Annotated in this window: 29 protein-coding genes and 2 tRNA genes; 16 read left to right on the top strand and 15 right to left on the bottom strand. The window is 64.1% G+C overall.

From position 1 onward, the window contains the following. The first annotated feature begins 25 nt into the window (after positions 1 to 25). The 3 genes from ACS5PV_RS03145 to ACS5PV_RS03155 are packed head-to-tail and all read left to right on the top strand — an operon-like array spanning position 26 to position 1,000. On the top strand, positions 26 to 481 hold the full coding sequence (locus tag ACS5PV_RS03145; RefSeq protein ID WP_455393924.1) for a hypothetical protein: 456 nt from the start codon (positions 26 to 28) through the stop codon (positions 479 to 481). Then, positions 468 to 740 (top strand): hypothetical protein, encoded by a 273-nt coding sequence (locus tag ACS5PV_RS03150; RefSeq protein ID WP_455393925.1) that lies wholly within the window; start codon positions 468 to 470, stop codon positions 738 to 740. Before ACS5PV_RS03145 ends, ACS5PV_RS03150 begins: the two co-directional genes overlap by 14 nt. Continuing rightward, entirely contained in the window at positions 737 to 1,000 is a 264-nt protein-coding gene (locus ACS5PV_RS03155) for a hypothetical protein (RefSeq protein ID WP_455393926.1), read from the top strand. The genes ACS5PV_RS03150 and ACS5PV_RS03155 overlap by 4 nt, the downstream gene beginning before the upstream one ends. Here the strand turns inward: ACS5PV_RS03155 and ACS5PV_RS03160 are convergent. The 7 genes from ACS5PV_RS03160 to ACS5PV_RS03190 all read right to left on the bottom strand — a co-directional run bounded on the left by ACS5PV_RS03160 (position 997) and on the right by ACS5PV_RS03190 (position 5,209). Beyond that, a complete protein-coding gene (locus ACS5PV_RS03160) occupies positions 997 to 1,989 on the bottom strand; it encodes a DUF4238 domain-containing protein (protein WP_455393927.1) in 993 nt (330 codons plus the stop codon). The genes ACS5PV_RS03155 and ACS5PV_RS03160 overlap by 4 nt on opposite strands. Before the next feature lie 16 nt (positions 1,990 to 2,005). After that, positions 2,006 to 2,461, bottom strand: a complete 456-nt coding sequence (locus tag ACS5PV_RS03165; RefSeq protein WP_455393928.1) for a hypothetical protein — start codon at positions 2,459 to 2,461, stop codon at positions 2,006 to 2,008. Positions 2,462 to 2,532: 71 nt separating this feature from the next. Further along, positions 2,533 to 2,907 (bottom strand): hypothetical protein, encoded by a 375-nt coding sequence (locus tag ACS5PV_RS03170; protein ID WP_455393929.1) that lies wholly within the window; start codon positions 2,905 to 2,907, stop codon positions 2,533 to 2,535. Then, positions 2,904 to 3,503, bottom strand: coding sequence for a hypothetical protein (locus ACS5PV_RS03175; RefSeq protein WP_455393930.1), 600 nt, complete (start codon positions 3,501 to 3,503; stop codon positions 2,904 to 2,906). The genes ACS5PV_RS03170 and ACS5PV_RS03175 overlap by 4 nt, the downstream gene beginning before the upstream one ends. Continuing rightward, on the bottom strand, positions 3,500 to 4,231 hold the full coding sequence (locus ACS5PV_RS03180; RefSeq protein ID WP_455393931.1) for a helix-turn-helix domain-containing protein: 732 nt from the start codon (positions 4,229 to 4,231) through the stop codon (positions 3,500 to 3,502). Before ACS5PV_RS03180 ends, ACS5PV_RS03175 begins: the two co-directional genes overlap by 4 nt. Further along, positions 4,228 to 4,665, bottom strand: a complete 438-nt coding sequence (locus ACS5PV_RS03185) for a hypothetical protein (protein ID WP_455393932.1) — start codon at positions 4,663 to 4,665, stop codon at positions 4,228 to 4,230. Before ACS5PV_RS03185 ends, ACS5PV_RS03180 begins: the two co-directional genes overlap by 4 nt. A 178-nt stretch (positions 4,666 to 4,843) precedes the next feature. Then, positions 4,844 to 5,209, bottom strand: coding sequence for a hypothetical protein (locus ACS5PV_RS03190; RefSeq protein WP_455393933.1), 366 nt, complete (start codon positions 5,207 to 5,209; stop codon positions 4,844 to 4,846). Between the two features lie 934 nt (positions 5,210 to 6,143). Between ACS5PV_RS03190 and ACS5PV_RS03195 the strand changes: the two genes are divergently transcribed. Continuing rightward, on the top strand, positions 6,144 to 6,452 hold the full coding sequence (locus ACS5PV_RS03195; RefSeq protein ID WP_455393934.1) for a hypothetical protein: 309 nt from the start codon (positions 6,144 to 6,146) through the stop codon (positions 6,450 to 6,452). Positions 6,453 to 7,206: 754 nt separating this feature from the next. Here ACS5PV_RS03195 and ACS5PV_RS03200 read toward each other — a convergent pair. Then, the gene (locus tag ACS5PV_RS03200) at positions 7,207 to 7,614 is read right to left on the bottom strand and encodes a hypothetical protein (protein WP_455393935.1); all 408 of its coding nucleotides are present in this window, start codon (positions 7,612 to 7,614) and stop codon (positions 7,207 to 7,209) included. A 172-nt stretch (positions 7,615 to 7,786) separates the two neighbouring features. Between ACS5PV_RS03200 and ACS5PV_RS03205 the strand changes: the two genes are divergently transcribed. The 5 genes from ACS5PV_RS03205 (at position 7,787) to ACS5PV_RS03225 (ending at position 9,610) form a co-directional block, all read left to right on the top strand. Next, positions 7,787 to 8,044 (top strand): hypothetical protein, encoded by a 258-nt coding sequence (locus ACS5PV_RS03205; protein WP_455393936.1) that lies wholly within the window; start codon positions 7,787 to 7,789, stop codon positions 8,042 to 8,044. Between the two features lie 74 nt (positions 8,045 to 8,118). After that, positions 8,119 to 8,271 (top strand): hypothetical protein, encoded by a 153-nt coding sequence (locus ACS5PV_RS03210; RefSeq protein WP_455393937.1) that lies wholly within the window; start codon positions 8,119 to 8,121, stop codon positions 8,269 to 8,271. Next, positions 8,272 to 8,886, top strand: a complete 615-nt coding sequence (locus ACS5PV_RS03215) for a hypothetical protein (protein ID WP_455393938.1) — start codon at positions 8,272 to 8,274, stop codon at positions 8,884 to 8,886. It abuts the gene before it with no gap. Further along, positions 8,883 to 9,122: a hypothetical protein gene (locus ACS5PV_RS03220; RefSeq protein ID WP_455393939.1), complete on the top strand. Its 240-nt coding sequence runs from the start codon at positions 8,883 to 8,885 to the stop codon at positions 9,120 to 9,122. Before ACS5PV_RS03215 ends, ACS5PV_RS03220 begins: the two co-directional genes overlap by 4 nt. A 131-nt stretch (positions 9,123 to 9,253) precedes the next feature. Next, the gene (locus ACS5PV_RS03225; RefSeq protein WP_455393940.1) at positions 9,254 to 9,610 is read left to right on the top strand and encodes a Lar family restriction alleviation protein; all 357 of its coding nucleotides are present in this window, start codon (positions 9,254 to 9,256) and stop codon (positions 9,608 to 9,610) included. Between the two features lie 37 nt (positions 9,611 to 9,647). Here ACS5PV_RS03225 and ACS5PV_RS03230 read toward each other — a convergent pair. The 5 genes from ACS5PV_RS03230 to ACS5PV_RS03250 all read right to left on the bottom strand — a co-directional run bounded on the left by ACS5PV_RS03230 (position 9,648) and on the right by ACS5PV_RS03250 (position 12,225). Beyond that, a tRNA-Ser gene (locus ACS5PV_RS03230) sits at positions 9,648 to 9,719 on the bottom strand. A gap of 14 nt (positions 9,720 to 9,733) precedes the next feature. Then, a tRNA-Thr gene (locus tag ACS5PV_RS03235) sits at positions 9,734 to 9,805 on the bottom strand. Positions 9,806 to 10,018: 213 nt separating this feature from the next. Continuing rightward, a complete protein-coding gene (gene ldtR / locus ACS5PV_RS03240) occupies positions 10,019 to 10,534 on the bottom strand; it encodes a transcriptional regulator LdtR (RefSeq protein WP_455393941.1) in 516 nt (171 codons plus the stop codon). Between the two features lie 174 nt (positions 10,535 to 10,708). After that, the gene (locus tag ACS5PV_RS03245; protein ID WP_455393942.1) at positions 10,709 to 11,170 is read right to left on the bottom strand and encodes a DUF6163 family protein; all 462 of its coding nucleotides are present in this window, start codon (positions 11,168 to 11,170) and stop codon (positions 10,709 to 10,711) included. Positions 11,171 to 11,172: 2 nt separating this feature from the next. Beyond that, positions 11,173 to 12,225, bottom strand: coding sequence for an enoyl-CoA hydratase/isomerase family protein (locus ACS5PV_RS03250; RefSeq protein ID WP_455393943.1), 1,053 nt, complete (start codon positions 12,223 to 12,225; stop codon positions 11,173 to 11,175). 219 nt (positions 12,226 to 12,444) lie between these two features. Here ACS5PV_RS03250 and hemB point away from each other — a divergent pair, with 219 nt between their 5' ends. From hemB to ACS5PV_RS03280, 6 genes are all read left to right on the top strand, one after another. Next, positions 12,445 to 13,494 carry a porphobilinogen synthase gene (gene hemB / locus ACS5PV_RS03255; protein WP_455393944.1) on the top strand — a complete coding sequence of 350 codons (1,050 nt, stop codon included), beginning with the start codon at positions 12,445 to 12,447 and terminating at the stop codon, positions 13,492 to 13,494. Between the two features lie 32 nt (positions 13,495 to 13,526). Beyond that, positions 13,527 to 13,910 (top strand): hypothetical protein, encoded by a 384-nt coding sequence (locus tag ACS5PV_RS03260; RefSeq protein WP_455393945.1) that lies wholly within the window; start codon positions 13,527 to 13,529, stop codon positions 13,908 to 13,910. Positions 13,911 to 13,956: 46 nt separating this feature from the next. Beyond that, a complete protein-coding gene (locus tag ACS5PV_RS03265; RefSeq protein WP_455393946.1) occupies positions 13,957 to 15,198 on the top strand; it encodes a threonine ammonia-lyase in 1,242 nt (413 codons plus the stop codon). A gap of 83 nt (positions 15,199 to 15,281) precedes the next feature. Further along, on the top strand, positions 15,282 to 15,812 hold the full coding sequence (locus ACS5PV_RS03270; RefSeq protein ID WP_455393947.1) for an RDD family protein: 531 nt from the start codon (positions 15,282 to 15,284) through the stop codon (positions 15,810 to 15,812). 143 nt (positions 15,813 to 15,955) lie between these two features. Then, entirely contained in the window at positions 15,956 to 16,708 is a 753-nt protein-coding gene (locus ACS5PV_RS03275) for an arginyltransferase (RefSeq protein WP_455393948.1), read from the top strand. 173 nt (positions 16,709 to 16,881) lie between these two features. Beyond that, a complete protein-coding gene (locus ACS5PV_RS03280; protein WP_455393949.1) occupies positions 16,882 to 18,774 on the top strand; it encodes an autotransporter domain-containing protein in 1,893 nt (630 codons plus the stop codon). 109 nt (positions 18,775 to 18,883) lie between these two features. Here the strand turns inward: ACS5PV_RS03280 and ACS5PV_RS03285 are convergent, their stop codons facing one another. Continuing rightward, positions 18,884 to 19,378: a hypothetical protein gene (locus ACS5PV_RS03285; protein ID WP_455393950.1), complete on the bottom strand. Its 495-nt coding sequence runs from the start codon at positions 19,376 to 19,378 to the stop codon at positions 18,884 to 18,886. Further along, positions 19,375 to 20,169, bottom strand: coding sequence for a hypothetical protein (locus tag ACS5PV_RS03290; RefSeq protein ID WP_455393951.1), 795 nt, complete (start codon positions 20,167 to 20,169; stop codon positions 19,375 to 19,377). Before ACS5PV_RS03290 ends, ACS5PV_RS03285 begins: the two co-directional genes overlap by 4 nt. Positions 20,170 to 20,511: 342 nt before the next feature. Between ACS5PV_RS03290 and purB the strand changes: the two genes are divergently transcribed. Beyond that, positions 20,512 to 21,822 carry an adenylosuccinate lyase gene (purB, locus tag ACS5PV_RS03295; RefSeq protein WP_455393952.1) on the top strand — a complete coding sequence of 437 codons (1,311 nt, stop codon included), beginning with the start codon at positions 20,512 to 20,514 and terminating at the stop codon, positions 21,820 to 21,822. Positions 21,823 to 21,884 lie beyond the last annotated feature (62 nt).

Consider the following 21,884-nt stretch of genomic DNA (forward strand, 5'->3'; position numbering starts at 1 on the left):
ACCATAATCAAGAAACGACCGACACATGACTGACCAGAACGTGGAGACCATCTCCCAACAGACCGTCCTCGAAGCCGAGGAGAGCGCGCGCCAGTACCTGCTGGACCACATGCATACCATCGTCCGCAACATCCCCGGCTGGCGCAGCCTGCGCGAGGAGACGCAGGAGCGTATCATCTACCAGGTGGACAACCTCAGCGGCGACGTGGTGCGCAATATCATCCAGCACCTCGTCACGGACGGCCGGAAGGTCATCCGCACGACCATCGAGAGCCTGCAGGTGAAAGACAGCCTGAAGGTGCAACTGACCGCGCAGAAGACGACCAACAACATCGCGGACATCGGCAACGCGCAGGGCAGCTGGTGCTACCTCATCACCTACGATGAGAAGAACAACATGGATCGTCAGGTGCCGTCACCGGACCCGGACCAGCCTGAGCTGTCCGCTGGCGAACTGGCCGACGCCGATGCTCACGCCTGAGGCTGAAAAGGCCCTGACCGAAGCCCTTGAGCGGCGCAACGCCGCTCAGAAGGCTTGGGTGGACGCCAGGAACACCGAGACGGAAGCCTATATCGCGTTCAGGCAGGCTGAGGAAGATTTCGCCCGCCAGCAGTATGCACTTGCCGGACCTCTCACCTTCCTGAAAGGTTTCCAGTGCAGGGCCGAGATGAGGCACGTCTATACCGCGGTCATCACCCCGACAGATCAGAGTAACGACGACGTAAAGAAAGCACGATGACAAAAGCCAAGACCAAGAAAATCGAATTGCTCAAGGGGCGCGGCCGGCGCCCCCTTTCCGCATACCGATTTGACCACCTTCACCAGGTCGGCGACAGCTTCACGGTGGGCTGCTCCAGCTTCACTGACGCGGAGAAGGTCCGCAAGCGCAATAGCCTATCAGGCCTGTGTCGCTACTATCGCCGGAAATTTGGCCACACCTATCGCACAGAGATCACCGGCGATACAATCACGGTGCAGCTGGTGCGCTGTGGTTGTTAGCGCGGCTTTCCGTTCTTCAGCATTGGCCGTATCCGTCGCCTGCCACGCTGAACCTCGATCTTTGCTTGCAAGTGCTCTTTGTAGGAACGCGGCTTGAGGAAAAGATCGATCACGGTTTCTTCGGGATTGACACCCATAAATTCTTGTAGATAAGGCAGTTCGCGGTCCCCCATCGCGTACACGTACTTTAGTGAGCGGCGTGTAACCTGTTCGTTCATGAACCGCACCATGTCCTGGTTATGAACTCGCCTGATAATATCTGACATCGCTGATTTGTTGACGGCCCAAAATACTCGCTTGGGACTTACCGGCATCATAATGTGGCAATCATCTTCTTCCAGGGCGCCGTGCCAATAGACTGGACGATCCGATGTGAACAAGGCCGGTGCTAGCGGGTGCATCGGCGACTGCCCCCAAATCATGTTGACTAGGTGGGTGCCGATTCGCTGGCTCGCCATCATAGCATTGGCAAGTTCAAGAGAATGGCGGCTCAGCTCCTCCGAATTTTGTGCAAGCTCCTGCCGAATCTTATCTACTAGGCGGAGCGGATCGTTCTTTTGCCTCCTCTTCCGCCAGTCTTTCTCAGATTCTGGTGTTATGACAAGCATATTCTCATGCAGCCGTGCCCGCAGGTTTTGAATATAACTTGGGTGACGAAAAACCAATGTCATAACGAACTGTGCCCACGCCGTGCGTTCTTCCGCCGTAAATTTTTGTGCGTTACTCTCCATCTTCGTCAGTACATCGGCCGCCTTGCTATCGACGGGCGAGAAAAATTTTTCCTCGTAAAACGCCTTCTCGATCAATGGCAGGTCGGCCAAAAACTCCTTAGCATTTACAAAACCGGTTGCCCGCGGTGAGCAGTACCGCGGCTTCACAACATCCTTGTACTGTCTGCTGAACTCAACAAGCTTACCGTTTGAAGTCCAGCGCTTTAGGTAGAATTCGGGGAGATAGTGATGCCGCCAGGCGATCTTTTGCTGAGGCATGAGAACCGTACGGAATTTACTTTAAGGATTTTTTGTGCTTCCAAGTCGTGGACGACCTGGCGACACAACCCTTCGGCAACGGGACGCCCTCTTTGTCCTTTTCGTACCCCGCGCTGATCATCACACTGCCTGTGATATACCCGGCGTTGACCGTCATCTGCTGCTCGTTGGTGTAACGCTTGCCCATGCGCTTCTGCAGCAGAGGGTCAATCCCGGCCATTGCTGGAAGACCGGCTTCGACGGCCTCTAGCGCCACTGCCTTTGCCTCTGGCGACATGATGATCGCGTACATTTCCTGGTATAGCGGATGATCTTCAGTCAGCCCGCCTGAACCGAGAGGCAATTTCAGTTCATCAATCTGCTTCACAATCGCCAGAGCTTCCGGCGTACCTTTTCCCAGCGCGTTATTTCTCAGCGAGAGACGTTCATTAGCCGTCATCGCCTTCAGCTTCTCAATCGTATAAGTCGGCATGCCGCGATGTTCGCTCTGCTGTGGCGCCCTGCGCTACCCGGCAACCATTACCGCAGGCTACGGCCAAGTTTTCAAGGCCGATTATCGTTCGCCGGTGTCAGTACCCGCGCCACATCGTCCACGGACCGGATAACGAGGTAGCGGGCGCCCATCAGCACGGAAACGCGCTGGAATTCCTTTTGGGCGTCCGTCTGGCGTGCGGTGCCAGCCTTGCACTCCAAATGCACCGTGCGCCCGTGTGGTGCGACTGAGCAGGTGAAGTCCGGCACACCGTCTACCCGTCCGGGCCCCGAGGGTGTGAGGAAAACCCCTCGTTTCGGGTCGAACCGGCCGCCGTTGAAGTTCTGCTGGAACTGCAGCTTGCCCTGCGCCTGGTAGACAGCGAGGAGCTGAGCGACCCCGTTCTCGAGCGCGTACCCCGCCGAGTTGGAGCCGCGGCGGCTCATGCAGCCCTCCGGGACGCCAGGTGCTCGTAGGCACGGCGGACACCGACGCGCTGAACCTCCTCCTGATGTTTGCGCAGCTTCTCCCGGTGCTCGGCGTACCAGCGGGCGCAATGAAGGTCCCAGGCCGCCGGCTGCATCGCCCCGGCTTTCCACGCACGAGCCAGAAGGCGGGAGTGCGCGTTGCTCTTCGCCGTCTTGTAGTGGAAGCGCTGGAGCATGGCGTCGATGCAGGCGGACACGTCCAGGCGAGTCCAGCCGTCCGGCATGGGCGCCTTAAGCAGTGTGTGGGCGTACCAGACGCCGCCGTTCGTCTCGGCCTCCTTCCACTCCGCCGGGGTGGTGTCGTCCCGCTCAGGCTCGCATCCGCACTGGCGCAGCAGCTCCAGCATCTGCCCTTCCTCGGGCCAGCGGGCGAACTTGGAAGTGCGTACCCAGGTGGCGAGAGCCAGATTGATGTCCTTCATCGAGTAGGCGCCGACCGAGGCGCACCACGAGTCCGCGATACGATCCAGCTGCTGGCCGGGCTTGAGCTCAAAGGCACCATAGCGCTCCGTAAGGGCGATGAAGAGGTCGTTGATTTTGTCGAGCGGTGTCATTGTTTGTTCCTCCGGTGTGCAAAGAAGTCGTGGTTTTTGTAATCGATTGATGTAGGCGGGTTGCGCCAGATGCCGCTGCTCAGGAACTTGGACATGGTGGGGATGTACTGCCCACCATCCTTCTTCCAGCCTTGAGAACCAGCAAACGCCCTGACTGCCTGGATGATCTGGTCGGCGTAGGAGTGGCAGCCACCCTTCCGCCCCCAAATACGGAAAGCGTCATCAGGGTCTACGCGGTGGGACGGCGCTACCTTCTGGAACTCCGCCATGAAAGTCTGGAACTTTTCATCGAACACCCAAGGCTCCCCAACAGGGGGTTGGGGGGTGTTCTGTTCCTTGGTCTGTTCAGATGGTTTGTTATGGGGGTCCAGCTCCCGGACCACCCCTAGTCCGGCTCCCGGACTACCCTGGTCCAGCTGCCGGACCACCCCTGGTCCATTTCCCGGACCACCCCCCGGCATGCAGGGGCGGTAGATGTTCGAGGTGGCGCTTCCGTTCGGACGGTCCCGGCTTTCCTTCACCAGATACCCGGCGCGCTCGGCGCGGCCGATGTGATCGATGACGGTGCTGCGGCTGAGACCGCTCTCCTCCGCGATGAGGGAGTAGGACGGGAAGCAACCGGTCCCGTCCGCCGCCATGCGCAGGCCGATGGTGTAGCAGACAAGTTTGGTGGTCGGTTCGAGCTTGGAGTCTCGAACGGCGTGCTGCCACGAGAAGAAGGTGTTCATGCCTTCATCCCCAGCTGCTTGACGGCTTCGGCGCCGATCAGCGGCATGCCGTTGTCGTCCAGCAGGTAGGCCGCAAAGACGTGGCCGAACGACAGCGCGCCGGACTCCACAGCGGTCACGTTGCCCTTCACCCAGTCACGGATGATGCTGTCCGCCGCCAGCAGTCCCTTATCGAGCGCCGCGCGCTCCCACTGAGCCGGTGTTCCGCGTCTCCGGCTGTTCCAGGGATTGGCCTTCAGATAGAGCGCGGCCCATCCCCCGGCCGACACGCGGAACTCCACCGGATGCCCGCGCCAGCGGAATTGCAGCATGATGGTGTGGGTGGCGAAATCATCCATGAAGCCGATCTGATCGCAGCCGAAGCGGCGCAGGATCTTCGTGGCTTCAGCGCGGGCTGATGCACCGCTGGTGGCGTTTTCGTAGGGAAGGCTCATCGTTGAGCCCCCAGCAAGTCAAACTCAGTGATTGGGCGTTCTTTTGCGCATGCATGTGCATCCACGTCTCCAGCTTTCGTATTTGTTTGGCACCTCCAGCTTAAAAATTGCCGGGGCGGGTGCTGGAGGCAACCCGCCCACTATCTCAAACATGACACAAATTATATGTCATTCAAACTTATTTTGATTTTTGCTTTGCTACAAATTCACATTGAAACACATAAGTCGCGTGTCGAAAAAAGTCGAAGTCGGCTGGCGTTGGAAGAACGATATAAGTTATATCAAAATCCGGGTTTTGTTGCGCATACACATCCCTTTGCGGTTTGCAAAATTCATCTGCTGTATGACCGCCGGGAACTCTCTTTGAATAGAACCTGGGAAAGGTTGGCACTGGCTTGAGCTTAGGAGTCCAAAGCTCGTAAGCATCGTCGAGTTTCTTCAAGCCCTCAATCAGTCCAGCCGCGCCGAGCACGACGGCAGTTGCGATACCCAGCCACTTCACTACCGGATTCGTCGGCTTCTGATCACTCGCCCCCTCAGACATCGCTGCAGCTCTCCCCGCATCCAGCCCATCTTATCGCTAAGGTTAGTGTTGTCCCCTAGCAATTGCCAGGGCTCTCGTGCCCCATGTTGCTGCCTAAAGCTCTCGCATGCATCTCTAAAGCGCTCGACAGCACATCTCAGCTATTAGACGCTGCCTCTGCAGCAATGCATGAGGATCATCTATGAAAACTTCCGCTGCAAACCGGAGGCGGTCTACATGGCCGCCCACCGACATCACCCGCACCCAATCGCCCCCAGGCTGCACCTCCGCCGTCGATTACGTCCGTGACAACATGGACCACATCGCAGCGAATGTGGCCCGCACATGCTCAGAAGTCTGTCCCGGTGGCTGTCTGGCCCGCAACCTCGCCAAGGTCACGCAGGCCCAGCAGTCCGTGAACAGCAGCCGCGAGAAGGTCTGAACGACTTCTCCCGGCCCTACACCGGACCGCCCCCGGCGCATTTCCCGCCCAGCCCCTCGGGGTTCTGGATGGAGGTCGAACCGGCCCCGCCGTACCGCGCCCGGCTTCACTGCCCCGGCGAGGTTTCGAAACTGCTCTCCTACGAAGAAGCCTGGAAAATCCTCTGGGAGCAGCAGTACAGCCGCCTGATGCGCCACCAAGCAATCAGATTCTGAAAGGAGTACGATGATTATCTTGATAATCAGGATACGGCACCCCGAACGGAGAAAGGATTACTGGTCGCACATCACAACCAAATGTCTTTCTTACATCGAGCAAATGGCCCCCGCAGAACGCGCTGCCATACTGGCCACGTTAAGAAGCCGAAGGAGGTGATCCCATCTGCCCGGCGCAGGCTTAAGCGGCCAACCAGCCCGAACCAATAGCCGATTGGCCCTTGCGAACCTCGCAGGGGCCTTTTCTTTTCTGGAGGCACCTATGGATGAACTACCTGCTTATGGAGTGCTCTTTAGGATGGGCGTCCCCGCCTACAACCCCGATGTGGCCGTGTGGATAGACCGGACCGGCGCATCCTACGCGATGCGGACTGATGGAAGCCGGAAGCCCGGCCGCCTTATCATCATCGAGGTGGAAGGCGACGACCCCACGGAGAAGCAGCTCTACACGATGGAATGCATGTTCGTGATGCTAGACGTGCACTATAACCTGGCCGCCTTACACCTGTGCCCGGCCATCCTGCCCCACCTGGAAAGGATTAAGAACGGGAAAGCCCAGAAGGCGAAGCCGTTGCTTCTGGCTCAGGACGCAGAAGGCCATGCATAGCGATTACCCCGGTTCGCCGGGGTTTTCTACTATCCCGCCCCGAACGACGCCTCAAGGCACGCTTCGCTCTCCGGCCTTGACCCGCCGCCCGCGACGGGAACTCCGGCTTCCATGGAATCGACGCTTCGCGCGATCCCCTTTCCGGCTCTCGCGCTCCCACATGCCCCCTGTCGAACCCTGAGCAGGCGTCGCTCTCTTTGAAATGCTGCCGCCACCGACACAGGAGGCAGCCGTGCAGCCACCCCCGACATTTCAGCAGCAGGACACGGAGCATCTAGAGGACCCGCAGGAGCACGAGGGCCAGCCCATCGCCCGACGCATCCTCACCAGCCGTGCCGCCGTCCTCGCCCTTGGCTTGGTCCTGGGCGGGGCCGGGACAGCCCTGGCGACACGCCCGGCCGACCCGGTGAGGGCCGTGGAGGCACCCCCTCCGGCAAAGCCGCCGGAGCCGCCCCGCATCGTCTACGAGACGCCGCCACCCCCGCCGCCACGGCCGGAACCAAGAATCATCGAAAAGACGGTGGAGCGCATCATCGAGCGGTGCCCCACACCGAAGGAGGAACCGCCGAAACCGCCACAGGCCAAGGCCGTGGCCCCGAAGCCCAGACCGAAGCCAGCCCGACCGCTCTACGACCCTTTCGCCCAGCGCGACGTGGTGTACGTCCGGGAACCACCAAGGCCGCCGTGTCCCCTCTGCCTCTTTGGTGAATGAGAAGAAGCCCCGGTGGATGCCGGGGCTTTTCGCTTTTGAGGGTCAGTGCTCGGCAGGGGCCGCGCCGTTCAGGTGCTCCGGCAGGGGATTGTCGGGACCGATGAGCAGTTGCTCGATGGTGCCGCCGCGCGCCAGGTGCGCCTGCACCCAGTCCGCCTTCTGCCAGCTCCCCCGGCCGGTGGATGTCTGGCCGGTCACCGGGTCGCGGTATTTCGGCGGAGCCGATGGCCGGGAACGGGGTTCGTCGCCCTTGCCGATCTCGCCGGGCTTGCCGGTCAGCGCCATCAGCTCCGCCCGTTCGGCATCCAGAGCGGCGAGCCGTTCCGCAATCGTCGCCTCCATATCTGCCTGACAGCCCGCCAGAACGGTTTTCTTGGCGTCGAAGCCAAGAGCCTTGAAGTGGTCGAGGAAACTTTCCGTATCATCGAAGGTGGTGGTTTTCGGGGCCATGATGGACTCCGTGAAAAGGTATGCAACATAGCCAAACTATATTGTCTGCATGGAAAGGCAATAAAGATTAGGGCTTTGCTCCCTTTTGCGCCTTTTTGCATTTATCGAATAATAGTTGTTGACGCTTTATGATTATGGCTCTAATATCTAATCACCAAGGAAAGAGAAAACATTGCAACAACAAATCTGCCAAGAAAATGCCCGCATCGAAAGGGCGCATGAGCAGGACATTGCTGATTTCCGCGCTGAGCGGAAGGCCATTCTTGAAGGTGCGCCGATGAGCGTTGAAGAAGCCTTTGCGGTTCTGCAAGCTCTCCGTGAACAAAACGCAGAATACTTTGCCCTCACCGGCAAGAACCCGACCATTCTCAAGCCTGAGCGCGCTGCTTTCGCCCTAGAGAAGAAAATCCGCCAGATGTGGGGGTGCTAATGCCTAAAGGTGGGAAAAGAGAAGGAGCTGGACGCCCTAAAGGGTCCGGCTCCTATGGGGAGCCGACCGTGTGGATGCGTATCCCTGAAAGCGACACGGAAGAAGTCAGAAAGATTCTCGCGCGCCGAGAGCATCTTGCCGCCCTTCAACGAGCGAACCCGCATGAGCTTATTGCAGCAAAGCGGGCCGAGCGGGCGAAAGAGAAAACCGAAGAGGAAGCTAAATGAGTGAAACACCCACTTTATGACCTGTGCTATAGCGCCCACCGCAACACGAGCTTTAGCCCGGACCGTCGTGCTGAACAGGAAATTGCAGCCTACATTGAAAACGCGGAAACCGTAGAAAAGCACGGCGACCCGGTGAAACATGAAAGCCTGTTCCGCGCATGGATGGCCGCCAAGAGCCGCTGCGCTTCCAGCATGATTACCGGCCCTGCTAACTTCAATGTACGCCGGAATGAAAAGGCGTTTGCTGGCGAGGAAAAGCACGGCAAAGCCTACTATGCCTTCCTAGACCGCGTGCAGCGCCCAGCCAGAACCCTGCGCACACCGAACAGCGCCACGGCGGAAAAAACCCTGGAAGCTTTGGGCGACACCGTGAGTGAGTCCAACCGCTATGCCATTAGCGCCGAGTGGCAACGGGTCTATTTTGAGTTCGACGGCAAGCCAGAGGACGACGTGCGCGACCTGCTGAAGCGTAACGGCTTCAAGTGGACGCCGAGCAAGGGACATTGGGAGCGACTGCTCACACCAAACGCCCTAGCAGCGGCCAAACGTGTGGCGGCGCAGCTTGCAGCGGACCAAGAAGCCCCGAGCCGCGCCGACGAGGAGCAGGCGCGATGACCTGGCATACCTTTGCGACGGCGGAACAGCGCCAGGGAATGGCGGTGTTTGATGGAGTGATTGCCCGCATCCGAGCATCTTTCACTGACTGGTCGGAATGTCAGGCTGCTGAGTCTTATCGCGGCTGGCTGGATGAGAACGGGATTGAGGCGGAGAATGCAGCCGGATGGTTCAGTAGTGAGGCTGCTGACTTTCACACGGTTGACCGTTTTATCGCTTACGAAGAAGGGCGGTAATGGCCGGAGCGTCTCCGCGCTCCCCACTCCTCCCGCCTGTGCTGGCATCGTGGGCGCCCAAGGACGGCCAAGGGTTAGCGGGCGGGAACCCCACCCACCCGCGAGATTAGAAACAAAGAAATTAGAAACCAATGGAATTGAAGAAGTGTCCTTTCTGCGATGGTGTCGCGGAAGTCTATTGCCGCGCGAGGACATACGACTTTGTCGAGTGCCGCGTGTGTGGCGCCTCTCAAAGCATGTACCGCTACAAGACAGCTGAAGAAGCAGCCAAGGCATGGAACACCCGCGCAGCCGTCACAGCGGACCCACGAGTGCAGGAGCTGGAGGCGGCGCTGGAGGCCCTGCTGGAAATCGTAGAAGCGGAGTTCGAGGCCGACCCAGAGCCAGAAGACCTCACCAGCTGGGAAAAGGCGATATTGGCGGGACGTGCCGCCCTCGCGGGGCGCGCGCCCGTTCCCGCCGCGGCCCCGCCCCAGGAGGCGGTGTGAGACTCTGGGCGAATAGCTAGGAGGCGATGGAGATAGGTGGGGCGGGTGGGACTCAAACCCACAACCTGAGGTTTAGTAGGCCCCCGCTTTCTCCAATTGAGCCACCGCCATAGGAGCTGCGGGCCGGCGGGGCAGGAATCGAACCTGCGACATCCCAGTTACCGACTGGGAGCTCTACCACTGAGCTACCGGCCGTCCGCCCCCTTGAGATGTGCACTGAACCTGCTCGGCGCAAGTGCTGATCAAAGGGAAAAATGCCCAGCGCGGTCTGGCCGAGGAGGGTGAAACGGACTGGCACGGAGGTGGCACGGACACCCCCTGCCACCCCCTGCGCCGAATCACTTCTCCGTGCCACTCGCTGCCGGGTAGCACGGAGAAATCACTCAATATTTTGAGTGGGTTAGCGCGTTAGAGGCGATAACGAATTTGGTCGGTCCAGAAGCGCTCGAGGCGGGCCAGCGCCTGGTTGAGGCGGCCGAAATCGTCCTCGGAGATGCCGCCGATCGGCTGGATCGTCTTGGCGTGCTTCTCGTAGAGGCCGCGGACGATCTCGTGCACCTCGTGGCCCTTGTCGGTGAGGCTGATGCGCACCGAGCGGCGGTCGGTCTTCGAGCGGGCGTGGTGCAGGAAGCCGGTCTCGACCAGCTTCTTGACGTTGTACGAGACGTTCGAGCCGAGGTAGTAGCCGCGGGTGCGCAGCTCGCTCGCGGTCAGCTCCTTGTCGCCGATGTTGTAGAGCAGCAGCGCCTGGACGCTGTTGACGTCCTCGCGGCCGCGGCGCTCGAACTCGTCCTTGATCACGTCGAGGAGGCGGCGGTGCAGCCGCTCGACCAGGTGGAGCGCCTCGAGGTAGTGGGGGCGCACCGCGGTCTCGGTCTCGGGAGCGGAGGTCGTCTGCGCCATCTTCGTCGCCTGGGTCTTCATCGGATCGCTCTCACTCTGTACGGGGGTGCTCGGCGGTGTCTCCCGCTCCGCTTATGAGTTCAAATTAGGGGCGCCCCGTGAATGTGAGTTTAAACGACAGGATAAATTCTCGATTTACCTCTGTCGGTAAATCGAAGATGAACCTGATCGTTCACTTTCGAGAAAGGTTGAGGATCAGCGTAGTTCGCGAGACGCCAACCAAGAGACCGTGAAGTAGACCAGGATGATCATGCCGTCGAAGGCGAGGCTCGGAATCGACATCGGCAGCAGCTGCGGGGTCAGCAGGGCGAGCACGATCGCCGAGGTGGCGGCGAGCAGCCAGACCACCCCGCCCCAGGCGGTGGCGAGCCACAGCCCCACCGCCGCCAACAGGTTGATGACGCCGAAATAGACGATCACCGCCTGCCGGCCGATCGGCGCGGTCTCGAACGGCGCGGCGTTGGGGCGGGCGCCCAGGATCTCGGCCCAGGCGCTCAGGCCCTTGACCATCCAGACCACCGCGACGACCCGCATCAGCCAGACCAGGACTACGTCCCAGCGCGTCTCGGGCCGCGGCGGCCGGCGCTCGATGCGGTCGGCCGTCTCCTCGATCCCCGCCCGCCGCGGGCCGCCCCGGGCCTTGCTCAAGCTGCGCATGGTCAGGTGAAGCTCGGCTCGCCGGGCATCGGCGCGAAATGGGCCTCGATGTCGGACGCCTTCACCGCCTCCAGGGTGGCGGGCTGCCAGTCCGGCGTCCCGTCGCGGTCGATCAGCACCGAGCGCACGCCCTCGTAGAAATCGTGACCGCGCAGGATCCGGCACAGGATGCGGTATTCGAGCCGCATCGCCTCCGGGAAGGACAGGGACGCGCCGCGGCGCATCTGGGCCAGCGCCAGGACGAGGCTGGTCGGCGAGCGGGTGCGGATCGTCGCCGCGGTCTTGTCCGCGAATGCGGACCCGGCGGCGTCGAGGCGTGAGAGCACCTCCGCGACGCTGTCGGCCGAGAAGCAGGTCTCGATCAGCGCCCGCTCGGCGTGGAGCGGGCCGGGGGGCGGCGCCGCGTGGCGGCCGATCGCCTGCTCGATCGGCCCACCCTCGCTGAGCGCGTCGCGGATCGCCTCGAACTGCGCGGCCGGTGCGGCGTGGGTGGCGAGCCCGAAGGCCAGCACGTCACCCTGGCCGATCCGCTCGCCGGTGAGCGCGAGGTAGGTGCCGACGAAGCCCGGCAGCCGCGGCAGGGCGTAGGTGGCGCCCACATCCGGAAAGAAGCCGATGCCGGTCTCCGGCATCGCGAAGGCGGTGCGCTCGGCCGCGACCCGGTGCGAGCCGTGCAGCGACACCCCGACCCCGCCGCCCATCACGATGCCGTCGATCAGCGCGACGTAGGGCTTCGGATAGCGCTGGATCAGGGCGTTGAGCTCGTATTCCTCGCGAAAGAAGGCCTCGGCCTGTGCGTACTGCCCGGCGCTGCCCTCCTGGTGGATGCGGCGGATGTCGCCGCCGGCGCAGAAGGCGCGCTCGCCGGCGCCCTGCACCACCACCCGGGTCACGGCCGGGTCCGCCGCCCAGGCATCGAGCGCGGCGCGCAGGGCGCGCACCATCTCGAGGGTGAGGGCGTTGAGGGCCTTGGGCCGGTTGAGGGTGATGAGCCCGGCGGCCCCGCGCCGCTCGCACAGAACCGGATCGTCCGCCGTCACGCCCGCGTCGCTCATGGTCCACACTCCCGGTTAAGGGCGGTTAACCGGGTGTCGCCCGCCGCGTCAACGGCGCGGCGCCCCGCGAACCTCCATCGCGACCCTGTCATGCACCCGCGCCCGGGTTCAGGCGCCGTCCGGACTGTGCTACCTCCGGATTGGACGAATTCCACGTCGAAGAAACTGATCTGGAACAGGCCCGGCGCGAAGGCGGGCCGCGAGGAGGCCCGACCCCGGATGTCGCAGATCCAGCCGATGCCCCGGCCGCTCGCCCGGGAAGCCGCCCGGACCGAGCCGGCCTCCCTCGGGCTCACCCAGCGCCCGCGGCGCAACCGCAAGGCCGAGTGGTCGCGCCGCCTGGTGCGCGAGACCACCCTCACCGTCGACGACCTGATCTGGCCGATCTTCCTGATCGAGGGCGAGAACCGGCGCGATCCGGTCGCCTCGATGCCGGGCGTCGAGCGCCTGACCGTCGACGAAGCGGTGCGGGCGGCCGAGCGCGCCGCCGCCTTGCGCATTCCGGCGATCTCGTTCTTCCCCTTCGTCGAGCCGAGCTTGCGCGACCCGACGGGCTCGGAGGCGCTCAACCGCAACAACCTCGTCTGCCGCGCCGTGCGGGCGGTGAAGAAGGCGGTACCGGAGATCGGCGTCATCACCGACGTCGCCCTCGACCCCTATACCAGCCACGGCCATGACGGCCTCCTGGAGGACGGGGTGGTCGTCAACGACGAGACGGTGGCGCTCCTGGTGGAACAGAGCCTGATCCAGGCCGAGGCCGGCACCGACGTCATCGCCCCCTCCGACATGATGGACGGACGCGTCGGCGCGATCCGGGCCGGTCTCGACCGGGCGGGCTTTCGCGACGTCCAGATCATGACCTACGCGGCGAAGTACGCCAGCGCCTTCTACGGCCCGTTCCGCGACGCGATCGGCACCAGCGTCACGCTGGTCGGCGACAAGCGCACCTACCAGATGGATGTCGGCAACACCGACGAGGCCCTGCGCGAGGTCGCCCTCGACCTCGACGAGGGCGCCGACTCGGTGATGGTCAAGCCCGGCATGCCCTATCTCGACGTGATCCGCCGGGTGAAGGAGACGTTCTCCGTCCCCACCTTCGCCTACCAGGTCTCGGGCGAGTACGCGATGATCGCGGCGGCCGCCCAGAACGGCTGGCTCGACGGCGAGCGCGCCATGATGGAGAGCCTGTCGGCCTTCAAGCGCGCCGGCGCCGACGGCGTCTTCACCTACTTCGCCCCGCGGGTCGCCGAGCGGCTGCGGCAAGGGTGAGACGGAAAGGACGGGTGAGACGGAAAGGACGGGTGAGGCCGGGCTCCCGCGCGAGGCTCGCGGGCCTCGCCGCCCTGCTCGGCCTCGCCGCCTGCGCGGGCACGCCCGACGCCGAGCAGGCCCGGATCTGCCGGCGCGCCCTGCCGACCCTGGTGCCGACGGGATCCCGCGTCGCGGTCCTGCGCGAGGCCGCCGGGCCGCAGGAGCGCAGCATCCGCATCGACTTCTCGCAGGAGCGCGAGGGCCGCAGCCCGCTGCCGCGCTACGCGGTCTGCGAGTTCTCCGGCTTGAGCCGCACCGACCTCTCGGGCCTGACGAGCGACCGCGGCCCGGTCGGCGGCGCGGCGCTCTACCTGCTCAAGCACTACTACCTCGACACGCCGGACGCGGCGCAGGCCGAGCCGGGGGCGGGCTGACGCGCGGCCCCGCGAGCCCTACAGTGGCGCGCCTGGAGATTCCCGCTTGAGCCAGCCCTACGCCATCACCCCGGACGACGTCGTCCGGGCCGCCCACACCATCCGCGGCCACGTGCTGCGCACGCCGCTGGTGCCGGCGCCGCGCCTGTCGGAGCTGACCGGGGCGCGGGTGCTGGTCAAGCACGAGAACATGCAGGCGACCGGCGCCTTCAAGGAGCGCGGCGCGGTCAACCGCCTCAGCGCCCTCTCCGAGCCCGAGCGCCGCCGCGGCGTGGTGGCGATGTCGGCCGGCAACCACGCGCAAGCCGTGGCCTACCACGCCCGCCGCCTCGGCATCCCGGCCACCATCGTGATGCCGGCGACGACCCCGCTGGTGAAGGTCGAGAACACCCGCGCCCACGGCGCCACCGTGGTGCTGGAGGGCGAGACCCTGGTCGAGGCGGCCTCTGCCGTCGACCGGCTGGTCGAGGCGCACGGCTTCGTGCTGGTCCACCCCTACGACGATCCCCTGGTGATGGCCGGCCAGGGCACCATCGCGCTCGAGATGCTGGAGGACGCCCCCGACCTCGACTGCCTCGTCGTGCCGATCGGCGGCGGCGGGCTGATGAGCGGCATCGCGGTCGGCGCGAGCCTGCGGCCGCGGGTGGCGCTCTACGGGGTGGAGGCCGCGCTCTACCCCTCCTTCCTCAACGCGATCGACGGGCAGGAGCGGCCGATCGGCGGCCCGACCCTCGCCGAGGGCATCGCCGTCAAGACCGTCGGCCGCCTGACGCTGCCGATCATCCGCGACCTCGTGCGCGAGATCGTCCTCGTCGACGAGCCGCAGATCGAGCGGGCGGTGCACGACTACGCCACGCTTCAGCGCAGCCTCGCGGAAGGCGCGGGAGCGGCCGGCCTCGCAGCGCTCCTCGCCCGGCCCGACCTGTTCTCCGGCCGCACCGTGGGGCTGGTGCTCTGCGGCGGCAACATCGACGCGCGGCTGCTCGCCTCCGTGATGGTGCGCGAACTGGAGCGCGAGGACCGCATCATCTCGTTCAGGATGACCGCGAGCGACCGGCCGGGCGTGCTCGGCCGGGTCGCCGGGCGGCTCGGCGAGCTCGGCGCCAACATCCTGGAGGTCTCGCACGGCCGCCTGCATCTCGACGTGCCGGCGAAAAGCGTCTCGATCGACGTGACGATCGAGACGCGCGGGCCCGGCCACACCGCCGAGATCCTCGACACGCTCGCCCGCGAGGGGCTGGAGCCGCGGCGGATCGGGCCGCACGGCAACGGGGCGACCGGGGCCTGAGCGCCGTCGTCGCGGGCTGCCCTTGAGACATGGTTGCGCCGCGCCCACCTTAACCCGCGGGCGATACGGCGGAGACGAGCGCGATGGCGAATTCCTGGCAGAACGGTCCCTATCAGGGCGGACCCTACCAACCCGGCTACGGCGGCCCCCTGCCCCCGTCCGGCTCCGGCTCCGGCTGGGCCGGGCCGCCGGTGCTGGTGGCGCACGGCTCGCTGTCGCGGCGCTTCATCGCCTACCTGCTCGACATCCTGTTCATCTTCGGCTTCAGCTGCCTCCTGTGGCTGGCGATCTCGCTCCTCGGGGTCATCACCTTCGGGGTCGGCTGGGCGCTCTACGCGATCCTGCCGGCGAGCGGCATCCTCTACAGCGCGATCACCGTCGGCGGTCCGCGCCAGAGCACCCTCGGCATGCGGATGATGGGCCTGCGGGCGGTGCGGGCGACGACCGGCGGGCCGATCGACTGGATCACCGCCGCCGTGCACGCGCTGCTGTTCTACGTCGCGCTGTCGACCTTCCTGCTCTGGGTGCTCGACATCGGCATCGGCGTGCTGCGGGCCGACCGGCGCATGGGCCACGACCTCGTCCTCGACCTCGCGGTGGTGCGGGAGGCGTGACGGCTGCAACCTTCGGGGCCGGCCGCGCTTAACCGTCAGGATTTTTCGCCGGCGCGATCCACCCCTGTTGAGGCGGGCCGCGTCGGTGCTATCCTGGCCTTCCGGCGCCCGCGCCGGCCCGAGCCCTGCGAGAACACCGAAGCGTGACCAGCCATCCGCGGGACGCACCGCAGTTCTACCTCACGGCGCCCTCGCCGTGCCCCTACCTGCCCGGGCAGCAGGAGCGGAAGGTCTTCACGCATCTCGTCGGCCGGCGCGCCCGCGACCTCAACGAGATCCTGACGCAAGGGGGCTTCCGCCGCTCGCAGACCATCGCCTACCGGCCGGCCTGCGAGACCTGCCGCGCCTGCATCTCGGTGCGGGTGGTGGTCGACGACTTTTCGCCCAGCGACAGCCAGCGCCGGGTGCTGAAGCGCAACCGCGACCTCGTCGGCCAGGCCCAGCCCAACCGCCCGGCCTCGGAGCAGTACGCGCTGTTTCGCCGCTACCTCGACGCGCGCCACGGCGACGGCGGCATGGTCGACATGACGGTGCTCGACTACGCCATGATGGTCGAGGACAGCCACGTCGAGACCCACCTGGTGGTCTACCGCAGGCGCGGGCCCGACACCGCGATCAACGGCCGCGGCACCGGCGCGCCGGTCGCCGTCTGCCTCACCGACGTGCTCTCCGACGGGCTGTCGATGGTCTACTCGTTCTACGATCCGGCGGAGGCCGAGCGCTCGCTCGGCACCTTCATGATCCTCGACCACATCGAGCGCGCCCGGGGTCTCGGCCTGCCCTACCTCTACCTCGGCTACTGGGTCGAGGGGTCGCGCAAGATGCAGTACAAGGCGAAGTTCACCCCCCAGGAGCGGCTGATGCCGAACGGCTGGGCCCGGGTGGAGGAGGCCTGACCCTGAGACATCCCCGGTACCGGGAGAGTGTCGCGGCCGGGCCACAGGCCGGCCGCGACATCTTTTCGGTATCGTAACCGAACCGTCGAAAGCTTGACCGGACCGGTCCCGGCCTGCCCCATTGTGGCCCAAAAGCGGCGCGGCGACGCCGCAGGGCCTTCGGGGGAAGCGACATGGACACGGGTTTCGGACGCCTGCGGCGTGCAGGCATGGCGGCGGCTCTCCTCGCCGGCACGGCACTGGCGGGAGCGCAGGGAGCGGCCGCGCAAGGAGTGAGCGGGCTCACGGTCTTCGGCGACAGCTACGCCGACACCGGCAACGTCGTGCGCCTCACCGGCCGGCCCCTCGGCTTTCCCTACGTGAACGGCCGCTACTCCAACGGCGCCAACTTCGTCGACGGCCTCCAGGCGATCTACGGCCTGCCCGATTCCGCCGTGGTCAACTACGCCGTCGGCGGCGCCCAGACCGGCCCCGGCAATGTCGGCTCGAGCCTGCTGCCGGGCCTGACCCAGGAGGTGACGGCGTTCCTGGCGAGCGGCCAGCGCCTCGGCCCCGGCAATCTCGTCGCCATCAATATCGGCGGCAACGACGGCATCGCGGCGGCGCTCTCCGGGCTCACGACCGCCCAGGCGCCGCTGCTGGGCCGGGCCTCGGCGGCGAACGCCGTGGGCAGCGTCGGGCAGATCATTGGCGCCGGCGCGAGCACGATCGTGTTCAACGGCTTCACCACGCTCAACGGCCTGCCGCGGGTCGCGGCCTCCGGCAACGCCGCCGCCGCCGACCTCTTCTCCCGCACCTACTTCGACGGGTTGCAGGCCGGGCTGGCGCCCTACTCGGCGGCCGGCACCCGGATCTTCCTCCTCGACAACGGCCAGATCTTCCAGCGCATCATCGCCGATCCCGGCCGCTACGGCTTCGTGAACACCAGCACGCCCTGCGCCCTCGTCGCGGCCTGCGCCACCGCCCCGAAGGCGGTGCAGAACACCTACCTCTCCCTCGACGGGGTGCACCTGACCGAGGGCGGCTACCTCGTCCTGTCGCGCTACATGGCGAACGCGCTCGCGGCCCCGAACGGCATCGCCGCCCAGGCCGAGCTCGGCCAGATCGGCACGACGAGCTTCGCCGGCGCCCTGCTCCAGCGCCTCGACGCCTACCGGCTCTTCGCGCCCCTGCCCGGCGAGGCGACGGGGGCTCTCAGCACCACCGGCGTCGCGCCGCTCGGCGGGGCCCCGAGCCCGCTGATCGTCTGGGGCCAGGGGGGTTACGCCGGCGGCAGCCGGGCGACCCGGGGATTTGCCACCGGCTACGACTACGACAGCCCGAGCGGCACGATCGGCATCGAGGCGACGCCTGCGCCGGGCGTGCGCTTCGGCTTCGCCTTCAACTACGCCAACCCGCACGCCACCCTCCGGGGCGGCGCCGGCTCGATCGACGTCGACAGCTACGGCTTTGCCGCCTACGGCTCGTTCACCGGGACCAACCTCTTCGCCGACGCGGTCCTGGCCTATGGCCGCCACGACTATTCCGTCACCCGGCCCGGCGTGATCGACCCGCTCAACGGCGCCACCGGCGGCGACAGCGTCGCGGTGGCGGCCAAGGCCGGCTACCTGTTCGACACCTTCGGCTCGTTCCGCCTCGGGCCAATCGTCGGCCTCACCTACGCCACCACCCGGGTCGGCGCCTATACCGAGCGGGGCGACCCGGTGCTGACGCAAGCCGTCGGCGCCACCGGCCTCGACTCGCTCGTCGGCCGCGCCGGCGTGCAGCTGCGCGCCGCGCCCTTCAGCCTCGTCGGCCTGCCGGTGCGGGGCTTCGTCAACGTGACGGCCGAGCACGAATTTCTGGACGGCGGCCGCACGCTGGTGACCTCGCTGACCTCGACCCCGCTCCTGCCGATCCTGACCCCGCTCGGTCGCGGGGCACGCGGCACCTACGGCCTCGTCGAGGCGGGCCTTGCTGCCGACGTGACGCCGGGGGTGAGCCTGACGCTCACCGGCGGCACCACCTTCGCCCGGACGGGTGGGGACGGGTACGCGGTGAATGGCGGGCTGACGATGCGATTCTGATCACAGCTGAACTCGAGAGCCCGCAGTCCGGCGGGGCGTTTCGCGACCGCCCCCCGGCATGCGCGCAAATTGAACCTTGACTTGGCGGAGCGAGATTTCCGATTGTATTTTATTCATATAACCTTAGCGCCAAAACCAATGTCATGAAAAGCGTCCAAATTATGAATTCGACTATTTTCTGATTGGGTACCGATTTAAAGAATACCGGCCGCGACGCTGTTTGCTTTATTTCAATGAGTACATCTTTCAGCAGCTTCTCGGTCGTGGCACTCGGCTCGGAATAGTCCCTCAGCACGGCCTGCTCCATCTCGCTCTGTACGCTCCTGCTTGTCAGGCCGTAATATAACATGATGATGCAAAAAATAAGCAACAATACGATAAAGCACCAGGAAATGCGAACAACTTGCTCTCGGTTGGCAGCCCAAATTGTCAGGGTGTAGACGATCGATATCACTGCCGATCCGACCGAATAAGAAAAATTTATAACGCTCAGTATTTTTTCCTGAACGGCAATTTTTGCGATAATAATATCGCGGATTGTATTGCTGGAGTACGTCTTCTCGATTGCCGCGCCTTCTAGGCCATCTTCATTATTATAGATCATTTGATCATACCTTTTTGCTCAAGACACCGAAACATGAAATCGACCGCCAGCAGATGCTCGGAGTCTTCTCCCGATGGCAATTTCTTGCCTCGCAAAAGTGTCGTACGGAATATGTCGATATTTGTTTCTCCAACGCCAAGCTTTGGATGCAGATCTACAAAAAATGGAAGAATTTCTCTCTTAAAGAAATCAACCTTTGAATGCATCGTGTTAGCATCGACTTTATCACACTTATTGATCAAAATCGCAATTCCGCTTATTTTCTTCTTGGCGGCCGAATCATGCGGGACCAGCTCATTGATCCTCACACCGAGCATTCGCGACCATTTCGCGGTATCACCATACTTGTCGAGCGCCTCTTCATCGAAGGCAGCTGCGGGACCTGTCGGATTTTCAATAATCCTTCGTATGTCAAAAATGAAATACAAAAATGCGGGCTTTTGGTCCTTCACATCCTTGGCGATTGGCTTTGCGTCAAAAAATCCCCGGCTGTCTCTTATCCAGAACGAAAAATTGTTGAATGATCTTGTGCCGTTGTGAAAGTGTATATTGGCCAACCGGCTATTGAAGTCCTGCGTCTCCTCCATCGGCCTCGGATGTGGCGGGAGAGATCCTGACAGCAAAAAGTCACGGAAAGACGTTTTTCCTGATGAATTTTGACCCTCCAGCAGGATCGTATGAGAAAAATATCTTCTTATCCACCGCAGGCTCAAAGATATCGCACTCGACGTTATTTTCATTGCCTCTCCAACACCTGCTTTTATTATTGGACCGCCCAACCCTTCCGCCATCGCAAGCACTTCCTTTTTGATTCACACAATACTATCAGATGTCATATGTGATACATTACGCTATATCCGCCAACTTATCATGTAAACATCCGATTATGGAAAACTGATTTCCATCTTTGTGCGCCACAGGCCGCAATACATGGTTCGTATCTGAGATTGTATGATTTGATCTTGCAAAAATTTTTCCGCAACGTGCCGGCAAGGTCGCTCCTGCTCTATTGCGGCATGTCGGCGAGGCCTCGAAGCACGTGCAGGCTGTCCTCACGCCCCTTCCTTGCCTTCTCGCCCCGCATCCCATAGCCGTCGCGGCAACCTCCCCATCCATGAGCAGGAGCCCCGACGATGATCCCCCGCTACAGCCGGCCCGAGATGACGGCGATCTGGTCGCCGGAGACGCGCTTCCGGATCTGGTTCGAGATCGAGGCCCATGCCACCACGGCGCTGGCCGAGATCGGCGTCGTGCCGAAGGAGGCCGCTGCCAAGGTCTGGGAGAAGGGCCGCGACGCGGTGTTCGACGTCGCCCGCATCGACGAGATCGAGCGCGTCACCAAGCACGACGTGATCGCGTTCCTGACCCATCTGGCCGAGATCGTCGGGCCCGAGGCGCGCTTCGTCCACCAGGGCATGACCTCGTCGGACGTGCTCGACACCTGCCTCAACGTGCAGCTCGTCCGCGCCGCGGATCTCCTCATCGCCGACATCGACGGGCTGCTCGCCGCGCTCAAGCGCCGGGCCTTCGAGCACAAGCTCACCCCGACCATCGGCCGCTCGCACGGCATCCACGCCGAGCCGGTGACCTTCGGGTTGAAGCTCGCCCAGGCCTATGCCGAGTTCGAGCGCAACCGCGCCCGCCTGGTCGCGGCCCGCGCCGAGGTCGCGACCTGCGCCATCTCGGGGGCGGTGGGCACCTTCGCCAACATCGACCCGCGGGTCGAGGAGTACGTCGCCGAGAATATGGGGCTGGTCCCTGAGCCGGTCTCGACCCAGGTGATCCCGCGCGACCGCCACGCGATGTTCTTCGCGGTGCTTGGCGTCGTCGCCTCGTCGATCGAGCGGCTGGCGATCGAGGTGCGCCACCTCCAGCGCACCGAGGTTCTGGAGGCGGAAGAATACTTCTCCGAGGGCCAGAAGGGCTCCTCGGCGATGCCGCACAAGCGCAACCCGGTGCTGACCGAGAACCTGACGGGTCTCGCCCGCATGGTGCGCTCTTACGCGCTGCCGGCGATGGAGAACGTCGCGCTCTGGCACGAGCGCGACATCTCGCACTCCTCGGTCGAGCGGATGATCGGGCCGGACGCCACCGTCACCCTCGACTTCGCGCTCGCCCGCCTCACCGGCGTGGTCGACAAGCTGCTGGTCTATCCCGAGCAGATGCAGCGCAACCTCGACCGGCTCGGCGGCCTCGTGCACTCGCAGCGGGTGCTGCTGGCGCTCACGCAAGCCGGCGTGTCGCGCGAGGACGCCTATCGCCTCGTCCAGCGCAACGCGATGCCGGTCTGGCGCGGCGAGGGCGACTTCCTCACCCTGCTCCAGGCCGACAAGGAGGTGACGGCGGCGCTCAAGCCCGAGGCGATCGCCGAGTGCTTCGACCTCGGCTACCACCTCAAGCACGTCGACACGATCTTCCGGCGGGTGTTCGGGTCGGAGGGCTGAGACGCAGAAACGCGATGGAGGGGGTCGGGCGCCGCGCGGTGTTCGATCCTCGACCGCGGGCA

It is taken from the genome of Methylobacterium sp. Gmos1, from assembly GCF_053764715.1.